Source organism: Bacillus sp. SW14, assembly GCF_047608225.1.
In the GTDB taxonomy this organism is placed as follows: domain Bacteria; phylum Bacillota; class Bacilli; order Bacillales; family Bacillaceae; genus Bacillus; species Bacillus subtilis_G.
On sequence record NZ_JBLKRW010000001.1, the window covers coordinates 3,486,136 to 3,503,122 of the forward strand.

Sequence of the window (16,987 nt, forward strand, 5' to 3'; positions counted from 1 at the left end):
GTCATCGAGCAGCTTTCTTTATTACACCCACTTCACAACATCTTCAACAGCCGCTCTTGTTTTCGGGCGAGGGTCTCTCACGCGGTAACCGAACGCCACCATCACAGAAATGTCGAAGCTTCCGTTTTCCAGAAGGCCTTCTTCTTCAAGAATACGGTGAATGTGATCATATTGGAAGCCTTCCACAGGGCAGGAATCAACACCGATTTGCGCAGCGGCAGTCATCATGTTGCCAAGCGCAATATAGGTTTGTTTTGAAGCCCAGTCAAACAATGTTCTGTCACTTTCAAGCAAATGCAGATCGTATTTCTGGAACTCTTCCGTTTTGCTGAGATAGCCTTCGCAAACGTCCTGAGGCATTTGTTTCACTTCTTTTAAATGACGTTTGATGTAGTCCGCATCGTATTTGATATCCTTCGCTGCACGCGCAAGAATCAGAACGAAATGGCTTGCGGTTGGAAGTTGCTTTTGAGCGCCCCATGTGTATTCGCGAAGCTTCTCGCGAAATTCCGGATTTTGAACGACAACGAATTTCCAAGGCTCAAGGCCGAGTGAGCTCGGAGACAGTCTTCCTGTTTCTAAAATAAATTCAAAATCGCTGTCTGATACTTTTTTATTCGGGTCAAATTCCTTTGTCGCATGTCTGAAATGGTACGCATCCAGAATTTGTTTCTTTAGATCTGCCATGTAAAACACCTCTCCTTTGGTTACTCTCAACTCTATTGTAGCCGTTATCGCAAAAAGTAAAAGTACGCACATTTTTGTTGCATAGTATCAATTTTGATACCAAACAAAAAAAGCGCGCTGCCGCAGGCAGGCGCCTTTCTCATTTTCCCCGCCGCGCAAAATCGACAAACCGGAATTTGTCCAGGCGGTGTCTGCTTTCCGTATATTGAAAGAGACTCGTATCCTCCAAAAAGACGTAGTTTCTCACCACGACCATATGGTCATAACCTCGTAAATCAAGCAGCTCCCTGTCCTCATCCGTACACGGCTCGGCTACAATTTCTTTTTGCGCATAACTGATCGAAAGACCGAGCTCTCCTTCTATATATTCATATATAGAGTTCTCACAAATTTCTTTCGTTAGGTGAGGCACATGCTTTCTGAAAAAGTAATCCTTGTCCAAAATCACATGTTCTCCGTCAATCTTTCTTGACCTGATGACTTCCCAGATGTCCTCATCCGAGTTAGCACGGAGCTGTTTTTGGATCAGCTCTGACGGAGGCCTGAGCCCGAATTTGTGTACAGTTGTATTCGTTTCTTTGCCAAGCGTTTGAGCGAGCTCCTTGAAACTAACAAGGCCCGAGACGGGAAACTGCATTTTTTCACGGTTGAGAACGACGGAGCCCTTCCCTCTGATTTTCTGGATATAGCCGTTTTGCGCAAGCATGTGAAGCGCCTTTCGGACCGTTTCTCTAGATGTACCGTACTGTGCGGTCAACTCATGTTCAGACGGAAGAATCTCCTCCGCTTTCCACCGGCCGCCTTCAATTTGCTGTGCGATGTCTTTATAAATTGCAATAAATTTATTCGCCTTCATTATGGACCACCCAGCTCAGTTTAACACGGTTTCGTTAAACGATAAACAATGGACTCATACGGACGGAGCGTCATGTTCTGCAGTCCTTCCCTCACATCATCGTTGCTCAACAGCACCTCTGCCTTCCACTCACCAGGCGCTAAAGAGTCCGGCATTGTAAAGGCTGCCTCAATCCCGTAAAAGTTATTGATCACGAGCAGCTTTTCATTGTTGCCATGTCTGAGATATGCAAAAATGTTCGGATCATCCTTTGCGATTAACTCATACGTCCCCTCTGTCACAATGTCATACGTTTTTCGAATCTGGATCAGTTTTTGATAATGATAGAACACTGAGTTCTGATCCTTCAGCGCCGCTTCGACATTGATTTCATGATAGTTTCTGGCGACCGGTATCCATGGGTCGCCCGTTGTAAAACCGCCATTCGGCGTATCATCCCACTGGACAGGCGTTCTGGAGTTGTCTCGGGATTTCGCCTGTAAAATCGCTGTGATCTCTTGATCAGCCATCCCTTTTTCCTTAAAAGCGTGATACATGTTCAGTGATTCGACATCCCGATAGGAGCTGATGTCCGTAAACTTCGGATTCGTCATTCCCAGCTCCTCGCCCTGATAAATATAAGGCGTGCCCTGCATCATATGAATGGCGGCAGCGAGCATTTTCGCCGATTTCACCCTGTACGCGCCGTCATCTCCATATCTGGATACCACGCGCGGCTGATCGTGATTGCACCAGAACAGAGCGTTCCATCCCCCTCCAGCGTGCATCCCCGTCTGCCACTCGGATAAGATCTTCTTCAGCTTCAAAAAGTCAAACGGCGCCAAGGCCCATTTTTCACCGTTTGGATAGTCGACCTTGAGATGATGGAAGCTGAACGTCATATCAAGTTCTTTATTGGCGGGATTTGTATACCGGATACAATGGTCTACGGTCGTTGAAGACATCTCACCAACCGTCATACTGTCGTAATGCGAAAACACCTTTTCGTTCATTTCATGCAGAAATTCGTGCACCCGCGGTCCGTCAGTATAAAAGGAACGGCCATCGCCGCCGTCTTCCGCATTCGGAAAGCGCTGATCTTTAGAGATCAGGTTAATGACATCAAGCCTGAAACCGTCTATTCCCTTTTCAAACCAAAAATGCATCATGTCATAGATATGCTTTCTGACCTCTTCATTTTCCCAATTCAAATCAGCCTGCTTCACATCAAACAGGTGCAAATAGTATTGGCCCGATGCTTCGTCAAGCTCCCATGCCGAGCCGCCGAATTTCGATTTCCAGTTTGTCGGAACAGAACCGTTTTCCTGCGGGGTTTTCCATATATAAAAATCACGGTACGGGCTGTCTTTTGACGAAATCGCCTCTTGAAACCATTTGTGCTCTGTTGATGTATGATTGACGACAAGATCCATGACGACTTTCAGTCCCCTTTTATGCGCTGCGGACAGTAACCGCTCAAAATCCTCCATCGTCCCATATTCAGGATAAATCGAGTAATAATCACGAATATCGTACCCATTATCATGCTGCGGGGAATCATAAACCGGCGTCAGCCAAAGCACATCCACCTGAAGTGTTTTTAAGTAATCAAGCTTTTCAATAATGCCGTTCAGATCGCCGACACCGTTCCCCGTCGTATCGTTAAAGCTTTTCGGATAAATTTGATAGACCACAGCTTTTTTCCACCATGGTGTTTGTTCTGTTTTCATCTGTCTCCACCACCGTTTTATAGAATAAAAACGGGAAAAGGGAACGTTAAAACACGTCCCGCTCCCATTCGTTATTTATGTTTGAATCTTGCATACGCGTATGTTCCGGCAAACGGCACGATCAATACAATGGCCATCCCGATTGCAAACGCGCCCCAGTACTGGCTCATGATTGAGAAAATCCCCGGCACGCCGCCGACACCGACGGAGCTTGCCAGCACCCCTTGAGTAGAAATATACATACCGGCGATCCCGGAGCTGACCATCGCAATGATAAACGGGAATCTGTATCGCAAATTCACCCCGAAGATGGCAGGTTCTGTAATGCCGAGATAAGCAGAAATCCCTGATGTGAGAGAAAGGCCTTTTTGTTTCTCATCCTTCACGATAAACATCATAGCCAGCGCAGCCGAACCCTGTGCGATATTCGAAAGCGCCAGCATCGGCCATAAAAATGTGCCGCCGAGCTTTGAGCCGATGAGCTGCAGGTCGACTGCAAGAAACGTGTGATGCATGCCGGTAATCACGAGCGCCGAGTAGAAACCGCCATATAACAAACCGCCCACTGCGGCAAAAGAGCCGAACACCGAGATAAGCCCTGAAGTCAGCACGTTTCCGATCGCAAATGTAACCGGGCCGATGATGATAAAAGAGGCAAAACCTGTGACGAGAAGCGTAATCGGCGCTACAACGAGCAGCTGTATGCCTTCAGGTGTCCTTTTTGTTAAAAACACCTCGATTTTCGCCAGCATATAAGAAGCAAGCAAAATCGGGAGCACCTGTCCCTGATAGCCGACTTTCTGCACCTCAAGGCCAAACAAATTCCATACCGGAATCTTTCCGCTTTGTTCTGCAGCGCCATATCCCCACGCATTCAACAAATCAGGATGCACGAGCATCACGCCGAGCACAATGCCAAGCAGCGGGTTGCCGCCGAACCGTTTGACCGCTGACCAGCCGATTAACGCAGGCAGAAACGTAAAGGCCGTTCCCGCAATCAGGTTAATCATATTAGCAAGATCCGCCCACTGCGGATAGACCTGCACAATCGATTTTGTGCTGAAGAAAATGCCTTGCGCCGTTAAAATGTTATTGATCCCCATCAAGAGACCCGCCGTGACAATCGCAGGTAATATCGGAATGAAAATATCTGCAAGCGTTTTCACAGCCCGCTGCAAATGATTCATATTGTTTTCTGAAGCCTTCTTCACTTCGTCCTTTGTTGACTCGCCAATCCCCGTTTCCTTGATCAATTCTGCATATACTTTGTTGACCGTTCCTTGGCCGATCACGACCTGAAATTGCCCGTTTGTTGAAAACGATCCCTTTACAATGTCAATTTGATCAAGCACTTCTTGGTCAACTTTGCTTTCATCTATCAATGCAAAACGCAAACGTGTAACACAATGAGTTGCCGCTGCAATATTTTCGGCGCCGCCGACTGCTTCGACAATCTGCCGTGCCGATGTGTTCAGTTCCCCCATGCCAACCCCTCCGTATCCGTTTTTTATAACTTGTCTATACAACTTATAATTATATTGTATACTTGTATATACATGTAGTCAACAACTTTTATAGCGCTTTCATCCCAGACTGAGAATATCTGAAACAGACAAGGTTACCCTAAAAGTCACAAGCATTTGTTGAATAAGACATTGAAAAAGCAGGGTGAGCCTCTATGAATAAACGCGAAAAAGCGCTGCAAAACAGTCTATCGATATCAAACGTAGCGACAGAAACGAGTGTAAGCAAAGTGGCTGAATCCATCATTGAGGGAAACGCGGTTTTGTTTGCAGACTGGCATTCAAAATGCCTGATCTTAAAAATAAAAGGCGGTCAAAGAAGAAGCATTGAGGAACCGATCACAGAATCGATCATCAGAGGATTAAGAGAGGGCTTCACTGAAAGCCTCAGGGTCAGTACCGCTCTTGTGCACTTTCGCGTCAAAACGCTTCAGCTAAACATGATCTCTTTTAAAATCGGTACATTGCCTTGGTCTATATTGACGGGATTGCTGATCCAAAGGTCATTGACAAAGTGAAAAAAGAAGCAAAAACATCAAGATTGATGCCGTGTTAGAAAGCGGAAATATTGAAGAGTTTAACGAAGACGATACGTACTCGCTTTTCCCCAGCTGCAATACACAGAAAGACCCGATACCGTCGCCGCCCAGCTTCTAGAAAGCCGATTTATCATTTTTCTGTTTTCTTTGTATTTCCTGTTAATCAACGCTCATGATATGCGTTTTTTCATCAATCTGATTCATATTTTATTTCTCCCGAACATCATGGCCGTTCTTGGCGGCGTCATTATTTTTGCAGCGATCTGTATTGCCAGAGAAGGAAAAGAAACGTTGACCAGAATAGCGCAGATCTTTTTAGTTCCATTCGGCACCTTGGCCTTGTTCCTTCCGTTTACGCTTGCCGCACAAATTGAGCTGCAAAATGTAACACCGGTCTTTGAAGGACCGATCCAAAACCTCCAATCAGGTTTTGATGCCTTTGGGACGATGGAGGAATTGATCATCCTTCCGCTTCTCTGCTCAAGCTGGAGCATCCCGCTGAAACACACCATTTTCGCGATACTGCTGGGGGCTTTATTGCTAGCGGTGATGTCCCAACCTGACATCTACTTTTTTTGATCCGGCCTATATTGATCAGGCAGATCCGAATTACTGATTTTTTAGACCGTTCAGATCGCTGCCTTGCGGATCCCCGTCATTAATGGTGAAAATCGCAGGTGGTATACGGGCTTTCCTTCTTACATTCAACAATTGAGGTAAAAGCTATGTACACACCGACCGGCATGTTTTCTTTAGTGTGCAGCTTTTGGTTTTTCCAAAACACAAATCATCTGATCGCCTTTAACAGATTCAAACCGGTCATCAATGTGTTCATTTCCATTTTGCTGCCTTTGCTCATTTATCTATTTGTCAAAACGAAATCGATGGCCGGTGCGAGGGCAAAACACTAAGAGTTTTTGGTTTCTTTTGTCTGATAAACAGCATTCTGTTTCGTTTTTCCTCTGTCTTTCAGGTAGTACTGTTCAGATGTGAAAAACTCGGTATATAGCGCTTTTACCTTTCTGCTCAATAACAGGAGCGCAATCACATTCGGAACGACAATAAAAACTAATGCTAAGTCCAGAAATCCCCAGATGGCTTTTGCTCCGCCTGCGGCCCCTATGATAATAGCCGCTAAATAAACGATTTTGATCACATGTCCTGCCAACCGCCCGAACAGAAATTCAGCTTGCTTAACGCCGTAAAAAATAACAACCATAATGGTTGATATCACAAAGAAGACAAGGGCAATCGAGACGAAGTACCCTCCGCCGGAACCGAAATAGTGCTGAAACGCAGCCGTTGTCAGTGCTGCCGGGTCATTTGAGGCATTTCCTCCTGTCCAAACACCGGATGCAATGACGATAAAAGCCGTGGTGGTGCAGATGATCAAGGTGTCAATGACAATGCCGATCACAGACCAGAACCCTTGCCTCACAGGATGATCAGTCATGGCCGCCGCATGTGCAATCGGCGCTGTTCCCATTCCGGCTTCATTAGAATACAGCCCGCGGGCAAAGCCCCAGCGAACGGTTTCAGCCAGCGCAGCACCTGCGAACCCTCCAACTGCTGAAGTTGAGGTAAACGCATTCGAAAAGATAAGAGAGAAAAACGCCGGCACCGCTGAAAGATTCGTGAGAAAAATCAGGAGACCGGCCCCAACATATGCCCCTGCCATAAGAGGCACGATGAACTCTGTTACTTTTCCAATCCGCTTTACCCCTCCTATCACCACTAATCCAACCAAAAACGCAATGCCGATTCCCGCGTATATTTTATTGAAAGAAAATGTTTGGGCAAGAGAAACTGAAACCGAATTCCCCTGAACCATAATGCTCGGGATCAGTTCCACGATCAGCGCTACAGAGAAAAATACGCCGAGCCATTTCATGCGCAGCCCTTTTGTTATGTAATACATCGGTCCCCCGACAAATTCCCCCTGCTCATTTTTTTCTCTGTAATGAACAGCAAGCACACTTTCAGAAAACTTAATCGCCATGGCAAATAAGGCAATAAACCACATCCAAAAAACCGCTCCGGGACCGCCAAACATAATAGCGGCAGGCACACCGACAATATTCGCCGCACCGATAGTTGAGCTGAGGGCTGACGTCAATGCCTGAAGCGGTGTGACTGTGCCCTCTCCCTTCGGCTTCTTTCCTACGCTGCCGATCGTTTGCTTGAAAATATATAAAGGATAGCGAAATTGAAAACATTTCAGCAAAATGGTGAAATACAATCCCGTACCCGTCAGCAAGATGATTAGCGGCGGCCCCCACAGCCAATCAGATATACGTTCTATCCATCCTAATAGTCGTTCCATCCCATCACCCTTTTTTCGTTTATGAGTCATTTCCCCCACGACGGATAAACATAAACATCTTAGACAGAGACCATTGGAACATAAAGAGGATGGCTTTTATCAATCACCATCCTTTTAGACAAGACAAATCAGCTGGAAGAAGGTCTGTTTCGTCCAAGCCGGTCATATACTTTATTCTTATAAAAAGCGGATGCTGGCTTCGAAAACATGCCTTTTTTGCCGGCAAGCTTATCAAGCATCATCTGCTTTTCAGTTTTTTTTCTGATTAATTGTTCCCGTTCTTTTTCGTCAAGGCACTTTGCGATTAAATGGTCGATGGTCATGAGTTCTTTTTTGAGCGCGCCCTCGTCCTCTGCCATCCCCGCATTTTTTAACATACGGTAGCTCATGCGGAGCGATTCCGGCAAGTGTGCCGCGTCATCCTTCGGCAGCGGTTTTCCCATTCCCGGCAGGTTTTCAAATTCTCCGTCTTTGATGGCGCGCTTTATTTTATCTTCAGACACAATATGGGAAAAATCCATCCTTTCACCTCTTTTCAGCCATTTCCTCTATTTTATCATACAGCAGCCACCATTCCATTTTATTCCTTCATTTCCACAAAGAAACCTTTTTTATATTAGGGCACTATGTAAAGAAAAACATTGATTCGACGGCGTTTTTCGCCACTTTTTCCACCAGACGATTTTCACTTTTCTAATCTGCTGATTCGTGTTATATTTGATACGTTCGTTTTTTCTATCGTTTCGCTCGAACTGTGATCGGAAAAAAGGAGTGTAACAATGAAAACATTTATAAAAGAAAGAGGACTGGCCTTCTTCTTAATCGCGGTCGTCCTATTATGGATCAAAACGTATGTCGGTTATGTCCTGAATTTCAACTTAGGAATAGACAACACGATACAAAAAATATTGCTTTTTGTGAATCCTCTCAGCTCAAGCTTGTTCTTTCTTGGCTTTGGACTTTTGTTCAAGAAAAAATTACAGCAGACAGCCATCATAGTGATTCATTTTTTAATGTCTTTTTTACTGTACGCAAACATTGTGTACTACAGATTTTTCAATGATTTTATTACAATTCCGGTCATTATGCAGGCTAAAACAAACGGCGGCCAACTCGGCGACAGCGCATTTTCGCTGATGAGCCCGGCTGACGTCTTTTACTTTATCGATACGATCATTCTGATCATCTTGGCGATCAAAGTGAACAAGCCTGTAGAAACGTCGAGCAAAAAATCGTTCCGAATCGTTCTTGCGTCTTCGATTCTTGTTTTCCTCATCAACCTGGCAGTTGCGGAATCAGACCGCCCTGAATTGCTGACAAGATCATTCGACCGAAACTATCTGGTGAAATACTTAGGCACATACAATTTCACGATTTATGACGCTGTCCAGAATATCAAGTCCAACAGTCAGCGCGCGCTTGCCGATTCCAGCGACGTGACGGAAGTGGAAAACTACATGAAAGCCAATTACGACGTGCCGAATAACGTGTATTTCGGCAAAGCGGAAGGAAAAAACGTCATTTATGTTTCACTTGAATCTCTGCAGTCCTTTATCATCGACTATAAAATTGACGGCAAAGAAGTCACACCGTTCTTAAATAAACTGGCACATGATAACGAAACGTTCTACTTTGATAACTTTTTCCACCAAACGGGACAGGGTAAAACATCCGATGCGGAATTTATGATGGAAAACTCTCTGTACCCGCTGGCTCAAGGTTCCGTTTTCGTAAACAAAGCGCAAAACACGCTTCAATCCGTTCCGGCGATTCTGAAGTCTAAGGATTACACATCTGCTTCGTTCCACGGAAACACGCAGACGTTCTGGAACCGTAACGAAATGTACAAAGCGGAAGGCATTGATAAGTTCTTCGATTCTGCGTACTATGACATGAACGAAGAAAACACGAAAAACTACGGCATGAAAGACAAACCGTTCTTTAAAGAATCAATGCCGCTGTTAGAAAGCCTGCCGCAACCGTTCTATACGAAGTTTATTACCCTGTCTAACCACTTCCCATTCGGAATGGATGAGGGGGATACAGACTTCCCGGCTGGAGACTTTGGTGACTCTGTCGTCAACAACTACTTCCAGTCAGCCCATTACCTTGATCAGTCTATTGAACAATTTTTCAATGACCTGAAAAAAGACGGGCTATATGACCAATCGATTATCGTGATGTACGGAGACCATTACGGCATCTCTGAAAACCACAATAAAGCGATGGCCAAAGTGCTTGACAAAGATGAAATTACCGATTATGACAACGCTCAGCTTCAACGGGTTCCGCTCTTTATCCACGCTGCCGGCGTGAAGGGCGAGAGAGTTCATAAATATGCCGGAGACGTCGATGTGGCTCCTACCATTCTGCATTTGCTCGGAGTGGATACGAAAGACTATCTGATGTCCGGTTCTGATATTTTATCTAAAGAACACCGTGAAGTGATTCCGTTCCGTAACGGAGACTTTGTTTCACCGAAGTACACGAAAGTATCCGGAAAGTATTACGATACAAAAACCGGAAAAGAGCTTGAGGAATCTGAAGTCGACAAGTCAGAAGACTCCCTCGTCAAGAAGGAACTTGAAATGTCCGATAAAATCATAAACGGAGACCTGCTGCGTTTCTACGAGCCGAAAGGTTTTACGAAGGTGAACCCTTCTGATTATGATTACACAAAACGTGACGAAGATTCTTCCCAAACGTCAACGGAAGATGCAGATCAATAAGAAAAAGCGGAGAGGATGCCCTCTCCGCTTCATATTGTTGACAATCCTAAAACGGTTAAGTTTTAGGATTTTGTCATCTTTTCAGCGTGATTGAAAACCCTTGAATTCTAGGAAGGACGAGCATCGAAGCAGACTTCCGCAGGATGCGGTGACAGCGGCGTTTGAGCAGGACGATCAGCTTTTAGCCGCTGATCTTTTCTCACGTGAGCATCGACGCGCAGGACTGACAACGAATGCGAGGGTTTGTCGACACGCTGAAGCGGAGAGGATGCCCTCTCCGCTTTTTTATTTTACCGCAGCTCTCAATTCCTCCGCCGCAAATTCCACATTTGGGCCAATGATGACTTGAACCGATTGTCCGCCTGATTTGACAACCCCTTTTGCGCCTGCTTTCTTTAGCAGCGCTTCATCCACTAAAGCGGTATTCTTCACAGTCAGCCGCAGCCTTGTGGCGCAATGATCAATGGTTTGAAGGTTTTCTTTTCCGCCGAGCCCTTTGAGCATGATGTTTTCATTCACATCCTGAACGGTATTTTCATCCAGCACTTCATCCACATCATCATCTTCCCGTCCCGGCGTTTTTAAATTCAATGCCTTAATCAGCACATAAAACACAATAAAGTATACAGCCGCATAGCATATGCCTACCAGAAGCAGAAGCAGCGGCTTTTCTGCAATTCCGTAGCTGAGCACATAATCGATGGCTCCTGCTGAAAAAGAGAAGCCTGAGCGGATGCCGAGCAAGTTGACGATAAATAAAGACAGCCCGGTTAAGACCGCGTGAACAGCGTATAATAGCGGAGACAAAAACATAAACGCAAACTCAATCGGCTCCGTAATCCCTGTGATAAACGCAGTCAAGGCAAATCCGATCATCATTCCCGCCGTTGCTTTCCGTTTTGACGGCTTTGCAGTCACAACCATAGCCAGACACGCCGCCGGAAGACCGAACATCATGATTGGGAAGAAACCGGTCATATATGTGCCCGCAGTCGGATCTTTCGCGAAAAAGCGCGCCAGGTCTCCCGTCACTCCGTTATATTCTCCGAATTGGAACCAGAAAATATTGTTCAACACGTGGTGAAGACCAAGCGGTATTAACAGCCTGTTGAACAGGCCGAATATGCCAGCCCCGATGCCGCCGAGCCCCAGCATCCATTCTCCAAACGTATTAATCCCTGATTGAATCGGCGGCCAGACGGTTCCGAAGATGCCGGCTAAAATAATCGTAATAATGGCTGTTACAATCGGCACAAGCCGCCTGCCGCTGAAGAATCCCAGATATTCAGGCAGCTTTGTATCCTTGAAGCGGTTATAGGTGTAACCGGCAATTAAACCGGCAATGATTCCCCCAAACACCGCCATGTTGTTTGTTTTATCAATTGTCTTTGTCGCTGCGTCCAGCATCAGATATGAAATCGCCCCTGATAAACCCGCGGCCCCATTGCTGTCCTTTGAAATGCCGATGGCAATTCCGATCGCGAAAATGAGCGGCAGATGATCAAAAATCGCCGCCCCCGCTTGATAGACAAACGGGATATTCAATAAATCCTCTCTGCCAAGCGCAAGGATAATTCCAACCGCAGGAAGAACCGCAATCGGAAGCATAAATGACTTCCCGAGTTTTTGTAAAAATGAAAGCATACCCATCCCCCTCATACCCTTTTTTTTCAAATATACCATATAGGATATCTAGTGATCTATACCAATTTTCTCGGGGTGTTTCTTTTTTCCCAGGTCCGTGTGTTTCCTATTTTTAAGGCAGTTGTGGTAAGCTTAAAATAGATTATTTAAAAAGAAAGCGGGAATGACAGATGATTGTAACAAACGATCAAGAATTAGAAGGCCTGAAAAAAATCGGAAGAATCGTAGCGCTGGCGCGTGAAGAAATGAAACGGAAAGCAGAGCCCGGCATGAGCACAAAAGACCTTGACCTTATCGGAAAAGCGGTTCTTGATGAGCACGGTGCTGTTTCAGCTCCTGAGAAGGAATACGATTTTCCGGGTGTGACATGCATCAGCGTAAATGATGAAGTGGCTCACGGCATACCAAGCACTTCTAAAATTTTAAAAGCGGGAGATCTTGTGAACATTGACATCTCCGCTGAATTCGGCGGTTTTTATTCCGACACAGGCATCTCATTTGTGCTCGGCGAAGGAGAAGAACGCCTTCATAAGCTTTGCCAATGCGCGGAAGACGCTTTCCAAAAAGGGCTGCAGCAGGCCAAAGCAGGCAAGCGCCAAAACCAAATCGGAAGAGCCGTTTATCATGAAGCACGCTCTAAAGGCTTTACCGTCATCAAAACCCTGACCGGCCACGGAATCGGCAGAAGCCTGCATGAAGCGCCAAACCACATCATGAATTATTATGATCCGTTTGATAACGCGCTTTTCAAAAACGGCACAGTTATCGCGCTTGAACCGTTTATTTCAACGAAAGCGGAAACGATTGTTGAAGCCGGAGACGGCTGGACGTTCAAGACGCCTGATCAAAGCATGGTTGCCCAAGTTGAACACACCATCGTTATCACAAAAGATGAGCCGATTATCCTGACAAAACTGTAAAACACATTCCGGGCTGCCGGAAGGTTTAACCTCCTCCAATTGCAGGTAAAACATCACTATCCCGCAGGAGGAGGTATTGCAATGAACAGAGATCCAGAAAAAATCCAAATTGAAAACGAAATGAATGCCATGCATGGCATAACAAAAGAAGAAATCTTAAAAGACTTTGAGGAATTTAAAGACTACTTGAGTAAACAAGTCAACCGAGGCAAAAAGCTGGGATTGGACGACGGCAAGCTTGTGAAAAGCGCCGCGATTCTGGGAGACTACCTCGCGAAGCATGAAGAGCCGCACAACAGTGAAGAAATGCTCCTGCAAGAGCTTTGGAGTGTTGCGGATGAAGACGAGAAAAAACATTTGGCACAACTGCTGGTCAAATTGGTTGATAAGCAATAAAAAACAAGAGCCGGGCGCATATGCTGCCCGGCTTTCTTGATATTGTCACAGCCCGGCTCTTCCAGATATGCTACACTACTATTATGTCTGCGAAAGGAGCCTTTATCTGCATGTGGTTTATTATTTTCGGCATCATTTTTTTCATTGAAGGTATCATTATGACCGTTTATGGCGTGAAGAAAAAAAACGGGATGCTCACATATATCGGCATTGTTTTCAGCATTATGACATTGGGCGTTGTCATCATCAAACTGACCGGCCATTAAATCATATTCAGCCTTTTCTCCGCATATACATACAGAAGAAGATTCTTACAGCTAGTGCAAAAGGCTCAGTTTTTCCCGCACCTCTTTTCAGCATCTTTCCATAGATGTTACAATGCCAATCGCTTGGTAAAATCCTCTCCAGCGGGAGAGATAGGGAAAGGAGTTTTCTGACATGCATTACGGCAGTAAAGGCTGGTATGTGGCAGAATTAAAAAAGCAGGGGATCACGCACTATGAAGGAAGAAAGCTTCAAAGCTATAAAACCTATTTTCTTGCCAACCTGCTTGAAACAAAGAAAAATTGATCTTAAGAATAGTAAAGCCGCGCACGTTGTATGCGCGGCTTTTTTTCTATTCAGCCGGCTGCAGCCTGTCCCTTTTTTTCATAAAGGACGCTCTCCAGCTTTCCGACAGTGTGTCTTCACTTAAAATCCGTTCAATGGCGGCGAGGTTTTTCGCGTCATGGTATTTGATACGGTTTGCGAATTGAACGGATATGTCTTTCTGGCCTCTGGACAGCAATTCAAGTTTGGCGCCGGGAGACACCCTGCCCTCTTCCAGCACACGAAAATAAAATCCGGTATAGCCGGTTTCTTGAACCTTCATCACCATATCCTTTACGCCAAACTTTTTCGCCAGCTTTACACAAGGCTGGCGCGGCTGGCTGACCTGGACAACAGCTTCATCAAGCTTGTACACATCCCCGATGCAAACGTTCTCCTCGGTCAGGCCCTTGACGGTCAAATTTTCACCAAACGCAGCGCTTGGCAGCGGTTTTGAGAGGAACTCTTCCCAAAACGGATAGTGCTCTGCCGGATAGACACAGACCGCCTTATCAGGTCCCCCATGATTGATGAGGTCCGCCTGTCCGTCTCCATCAAAATTCTCCCGATACAGCATGACAGCGGAATCAGCCGGCTGCTTCATGATGCCGGTTTCGATTTTCTTTCCGTCATATTCAAGCGTCTGCGGCTTCCCGAGATTAAGAGAAAGAACTGAATAGTGCGGTGGTTTCATACGAACACATCCCCTTTACAGGTTGTAAAATGATTGTTTATCATAAAAAGAAAAGGTGGTTTTTCCATGCTTCAATATCGAATCGTTGCAGACGGCCGGGTTCAAGGTGTGGGCTTTCGCTATTTTGTTCAAATGGAAGCCGATAAGCGAAAACTGGCAGGCTGGGTCAAAAACCGTGATGACGGCCGGGTCGAGATTTTGGCGGAAGGCCCGGAAAACACGTTACAATCGTTTCTTGAGGCTGTAAAAAAAGGCAGTCCTTTCTCAAAGGTTACCGACCTCTCAGTCACTGAATCCAGCAGCCTAGAAGGCCATCAACGATTTTCCATTGTTTATTCGTAGGGCTTATCCTGATAAAAGTAATTCGGCTTAACGATTGAGTTATCATAGGAACGGTGGAAGATATGAGTGGCAGCGGGTGAAATCGGCGGAATCAGCCACGTCCAGTCTCCCGTCAGCTCTCTGCCCGCTTCTTCCTCCTGTTCTTCAAACCGTTTAAACTGGCTTGCTGCCGTATGATGGTCAACGATGCTGACACCTTGCTTTTTATACGAGTGCAGCACCGCTTTATTCAGTTCAACAAGCGCTTGATCCTTCCATAAATCAGCATTGTAATCAGCGGCGATGCCGATAACGGACGCCACTTTTTTGAGCTTGTCGTATCGCTTTTCATCTGCCAGGTTTCTTGCTCCGATCTCCGTGCCCATGTACCAGCCGTTAAACGGCGCGGCATTATAATGAATGCCTCCGACCTCGAGCTTCATATCAGAAATAATTGGCACGCCGTACCATTTCAGCCCCAGATCAGAAAACGCTTCGATGTCCGGATGTGTGATTGGAACCTCGATGACAAGTGAACGCGGCAGTTCATACCAGACAGGCTGTTCGTCGCCTTTCATGCGAAAAATGAGCGGCAGCAAGTCAAAATCGGTTCGCTCTCCGCGCCAGCCAAGCTGCTCGCAGGCTGCGGTAAGGGAACGGGAAGCCGGGTCGCCGATTCTTTCTCCGCCTGACTCATAACCAGCATACCGTATCAGCTGATGATTCCAAATCTCGACTTGCTTTTCACCCTTCTCTTCCGGAGGAAAAATCGTAATGGTCGGCCTGATTTTCCCGTTATTTGTGGCGGTTTCAATGTGATGAAAAAGGGCGTCCCGCACATCCTCCTTCGTACGGACGTCACGCCTGTCTATGACATTCAGAGAATTCCAGAACAATCTGCCGATGCAGCGATTGCTGTTTCTCCAAGCCATTTTCGCTCCGTGCGCAAGCTCTTCCTTCGTATGTGTATAGCTCCCAGTCCGGTCAATTTCACTTTTTATGCTATCGAGACGGTCTTTCACTTCCTCTTCCTTCCCCAATTCCTGATAGCATGCTGCAATAAACGCTTTCGCTTCGTTCCAGAGTATTTCTTTTTCTTTCAACAAACTCTCTCCTTCAAATCGCATTCATGCTTCTCATTGTATCGTTTTTAAGCGGGAAGACAAATGGTTTCCCTGCATCTTCTTGGAAAAACAATAAAAACACCCGCGTGTGCGGGTGTCAAAGAGACGATAGGCGATTTGCCAATTCAGTTAAGTCGCTGCGAAAGTTTTTGCCGGTCATCGGTATGCCGTGCCCGGTCAGCAGCGCTTCCGGTTCAAGGCCGGCAAGCTTCTGAATGGATTCTGCTGCCGTCTCTGTATCAGGCGTAAAATAAGCCGGCGGCCCATGAAGCTCCTGTTTTTGAATCAAGACGTCAGCCATTTTCTCCTGTTCCACTGTTATGACAGCATCGCCTGCCACAAGCACACGCCCGTCCTCGCGGAACAACGAAATATGCCCTGGCGTGTGTCCCGGGGTCGCGATCCACACCCACTCCTCAAGAAACGGAACAGAGCCGTCTTCCGGCAGTGCCTGCACTTGTGACGAAATATCGATAGAGTGCCGCGGAAACAGCGGCGACAGCTTGGCAACCAGCCCGCTTTTGCTGTCAGGACGAGCCTGAGGATAATCCTCTTTACCTGTTACATAAGGCATTTCCCGAGAATGGACATGAACAGGAACATCCCAATGCTCAAGAAGCTCTTCGATTGCCCCGATATGATCAAAGTGCCCGTGTGTAAGGATAATCGCCTTGAGCTGAAAATCATCGCCAAATCGTTGTTTAGCTTCATTGACTATCATGTCGGCTGATTGAGGCATGCCGGCATCAATTAAAACAAATGAGTGAGGTTCAGAAGGCAGCTGAATAAAATAAACATTCGCAATTTGCACAGTTAAGCCGTGCACTCCTTTTGCCGCTTCAAACCCCGTTCCGCTTCTGACTGAAGTCAGCGGCATATAAGGATCACTCATGAAGACACCTCCGGTATGTTGATGCCGTTAGTGTATGTCATT

Annotated in this window: 18 protein-coding genes and 1 pseudogene; 9 read left to right on the plus strand and 10 right to left on the minus strand. The window is 46.1% G+C overall.

Annotated features, from left to right (window positions below; genetic code table 11):
• Positions 1 to 21: 21 nt before the first annotated feature.
• From ACMX2I_RS17795 to treP, 4 genes are all read right to left on the minus strand, one after another.
• The gene (locus tag ACMX2I_RS17795) at positions 22 to 687 is read right to left on the minus strand and encodes an NAD(P)H-dependent oxidoreductase (protein WP_414957752.1); all 666 of its coding nucleotides are present in this window, start codon (positions 685 to 687) and stop codon (positions 22 to 24) included.
• A 139-nt stretch (positions 688 to 826) separates the two neighbouring features.
• Positions 827 to 1,543: a trehalose operon repressor gene (gene treR, locus ACMX2I_RS17800; protein WP_414957754.1), complete on the minus strand. Its 717-nt coding sequence runs from the start codon at positions 1,541 to 1,543 to the stop codon at positions 827 to 829.
• Between the two features lie 20 nt (positions 1,544 to 1,563).
• Positions 1,564 to 3,252 (minus strand): alpha,alpha-phosphotrehalase, encoded by a 1,689-nt coding sequence (gene treC, locus ACMX2I_RS17805; RefSeq protein ID WP_414957755.1) that lies wholly within the window; start codon positions 3,250 to 3,252, stop codon positions 1,564 to 1,566.
• Positions 3,253 to 3,323: 71 nt separating this feature from the next.
• Positions 3,324 to 4,736, minus strand: coding sequence for a PTS system trehalose-specific EIIBC component (gene treP, locus ACMX2I_RS17810; protein WP_414957756.1), 1,413 nt, complete (start codon positions 4,734 to 4,736; stop codon positions 3,324 to 3,326).
• 206 nt (positions 4,737 to 4,942) lie between these two features.
• On the opposite strand from treP, the pseudogene ACMX2I_RS17815 reads away from it, so the two are divergent.
• The 3 genes and pseudogenes from ACMX2I_RS17815 to ACMX2I_RS17825 all read left to right on the plus strand — a co-directional run.
• Positions 4,943 to 5,476 (plus strand): annotated as a pseudogene (locus tag ACMX2I_RS17815) (spore germination protein); the annotation flags it as partial.
• A 15-nt stretch (positions 5,477 to 5,491) separates the two neighbouring features.
• A complete protein-coding gene (locus ACMX2I_RS17820; protein WP_414958356.1) occupies positions 5,492 to 5,893 on the plus strand; it encodes a hypothetical protein in 402 nt (133 codons plus the stop codon).
• 146 nt (positions 5,894 to 6,039) lie between these two features.
• Positions 6,040 to 6,225 (plus strand): hypothetical protein, encoded by a 186-nt coding sequence (locus tag ACMX2I_RS17825; RefSeq protein WP_414957758.1) that lies wholly within the window; start codon positions 6,040 to 6,042, stop codon positions 6,223 to 6,225.
• On the opposite strand, the gene ACMX2I_RS17830 is transcribed toward ACMX2I_RS17825, so the two are convergent.
• Positions 6,222 to 7,637, minus strand: a complete 1,416-nt coding sequence (locus ACMX2I_RS17830; RefSeq protein WP_414957760.1) for an alanine/glycine:cation symporter family protein — start codon at positions 7,635 to 7,637, stop codon at positions 6,222 to 6,224. The two genes, ACMX2I_RS17825 and ACMX2I_RS17830, sit on opposite strands and share 4 nt — an antisense overlap.
• A gap of 128 nt (positions 7,638 to 7,765) precedes the next feature.
• Positions 7,766 to 8,158: a DUF1992 domain-containing protein gene (locus tag ACMX2I_RS17835; protein WP_394716678.1), complete on the minus strand. Its 393-nt coding sequence runs from the start codon at positions 8,156 to 8,158 to the stop codon at positions 7,766 to 7,768.
• Between the two features lie 258 nt (positions 8,159 to 8,416).
• Here ACMX2I_RS17835 and ltaS point away from each other — a divergent pair, with 258 nt between their 5' ends.
• A complete protein-coding gene (gene ltaS / locus ACMX2I_RS17840) occupies positions 8,417 to 10,366 on the plus strand; it encodes a lipoteichoic acid synthase (protein WP_414957762.1) in 1,950 nt (649 codons plus the stop codon).
• Positions 10,367 to 10,651: 285 nt separating this feature from the next.
• On the opposite strand, the gene nagE is transcribed toward ltaS, so the two are convergent.
• Positions 10,652 to 12,010, minus strand: coding sequence for an N-acetylglucosamine-specific PTS transporter subunit IIBC (nagE, locus tag ACMX2I_RS17845; RefSeq protein WP_087992543.1), 1,359 nt, complete (start codon positions 12,008 to 12,010; stop codon positions 10,652 to 10,654).
• 170 nt (positions 12,011 to 12,180) lie between these two features.
• On the opposite strand from nagE, the gene map reads away from it, so the two are divergent.
• From map to ACMX2I_RS17865, 4 genes are all read left to right on the plus strand, one after another.
• Positions 12,181 to 12,930: a type I methionyl aminopeptidase gene (gene map / locus ACMX2I_RS17850; RefSeq protein ID WP_087992542.1), complete on the plus strand. Its 750-nt coding sequence runs from the start codon at positions 12,181 to 12,183 to the stop codon at positions 12,928 to 12,930.
• Between the two features lie 81 nt (positions 12,931 to 13,011).
• Positions 13,012 to 13,326 (plus strand): DUF3243 domain-containing protein, encoded by a 315-nt coding sequence (locus tag ACMX2I_RS17855; protein ID WP_087992541.1) that lies wholly within the window; start codon positions 13,012 to 13,014, stop codon positions 13,324 to 13,326.
• A 110-nt stretch (positions 13,327 to 13,436) separates the two neighbouring features.
• On the plus strand, positions 13,437 to 13,592 hold the full coding sequence (locus ACMX2I_RS17860) for a hypothetical protein (protein ID WP_148963599.1): 156 nt from the start codon (positions 13,437 to 13,439) through the stop codon (positions 13,590 to 13,592).
• Positions 13,593 to 13,764: 172 nt separating this feature from the next.
• Complete coding sequence (locus ACMX2I_RS17865) at positions 13,765 to 13,896, plus strand: YflJ family protein (protein ID WP_087992540.1); 132 nt, start codon at positions 13,765 to 13,767, stop codon at positions 13,894 to 13,896.
• A gap of 46 nt (positions 13,897 to 13,942) precedes the next feature.
• Here the strand turns inward: ACMX2I_RS17865 and ACMX2I_RS17870 are convergent, their stop codons facing one another.
• Positions 13,943 to 14,608, minus strand: coding sequence for an MOSC domain-containing protein (locus ACMX2I_RS17870; RefSeq protein WP_414957765.1), 666 nt, complete (start codon positions 14,606 to 14,608; stop codon positions 13,943 to 13,945).
• 66 nt (positions 14,609 to 14,674) lie between these two features.
• Between ACMX2I_RS17870 and ACMX2I_RS17875 the strand changes: the two genes are divergently transcribed.
• The gene (locus tag ACMX2I_RS17875) at positions 14,675 to 14,950 is read left to right on the plus strand and encodes an acylphosphatase (RefSeq protein ID WP_087992538.1); all 276 of its coding nucleotides are present in this window, start codon (positions 14,675 to 14,677) and stop codon (positions 14,948 to 14,950) included.
• On the opposite strand, the gene nosA is transcribed toward ACMX2I_RS17875, so the two are convergent.
• Both nosA and ACMX2I_RS17885 read right to left on the minus strand, forming a co-directional pair.
• A complete protein-coding gene (gene nosA, locus ACMX2I_RS17880; protein WP_414957767.1) occupies positions 14,941 to 16,032 on the minus strand; it encodes a nitric oxide synthase in 1,092 nt (363 codons plus the stop codon). The genes ACMX2I_RS17875 and nosA overlap by 10 nt on opposite strands.
• Positions 16,033 to 16,150: 118 nt before the next feature.
• The gene (locus ACMX2I_RS17885) at positions 16,151 to 16,945 is read right to left on the minus strand and encodes an MBL fold metallo-hydrolase (protein ID WP_414957769.1); all 795 of its coding nucleotides are present in this window, start codon (positions 16,943 to 16,945) and stop codon (positions 16,151 to 16,153) included.
• Between the last annotated feature and the right edge of the window lie 42 nt (positions 16,946 to 16,987).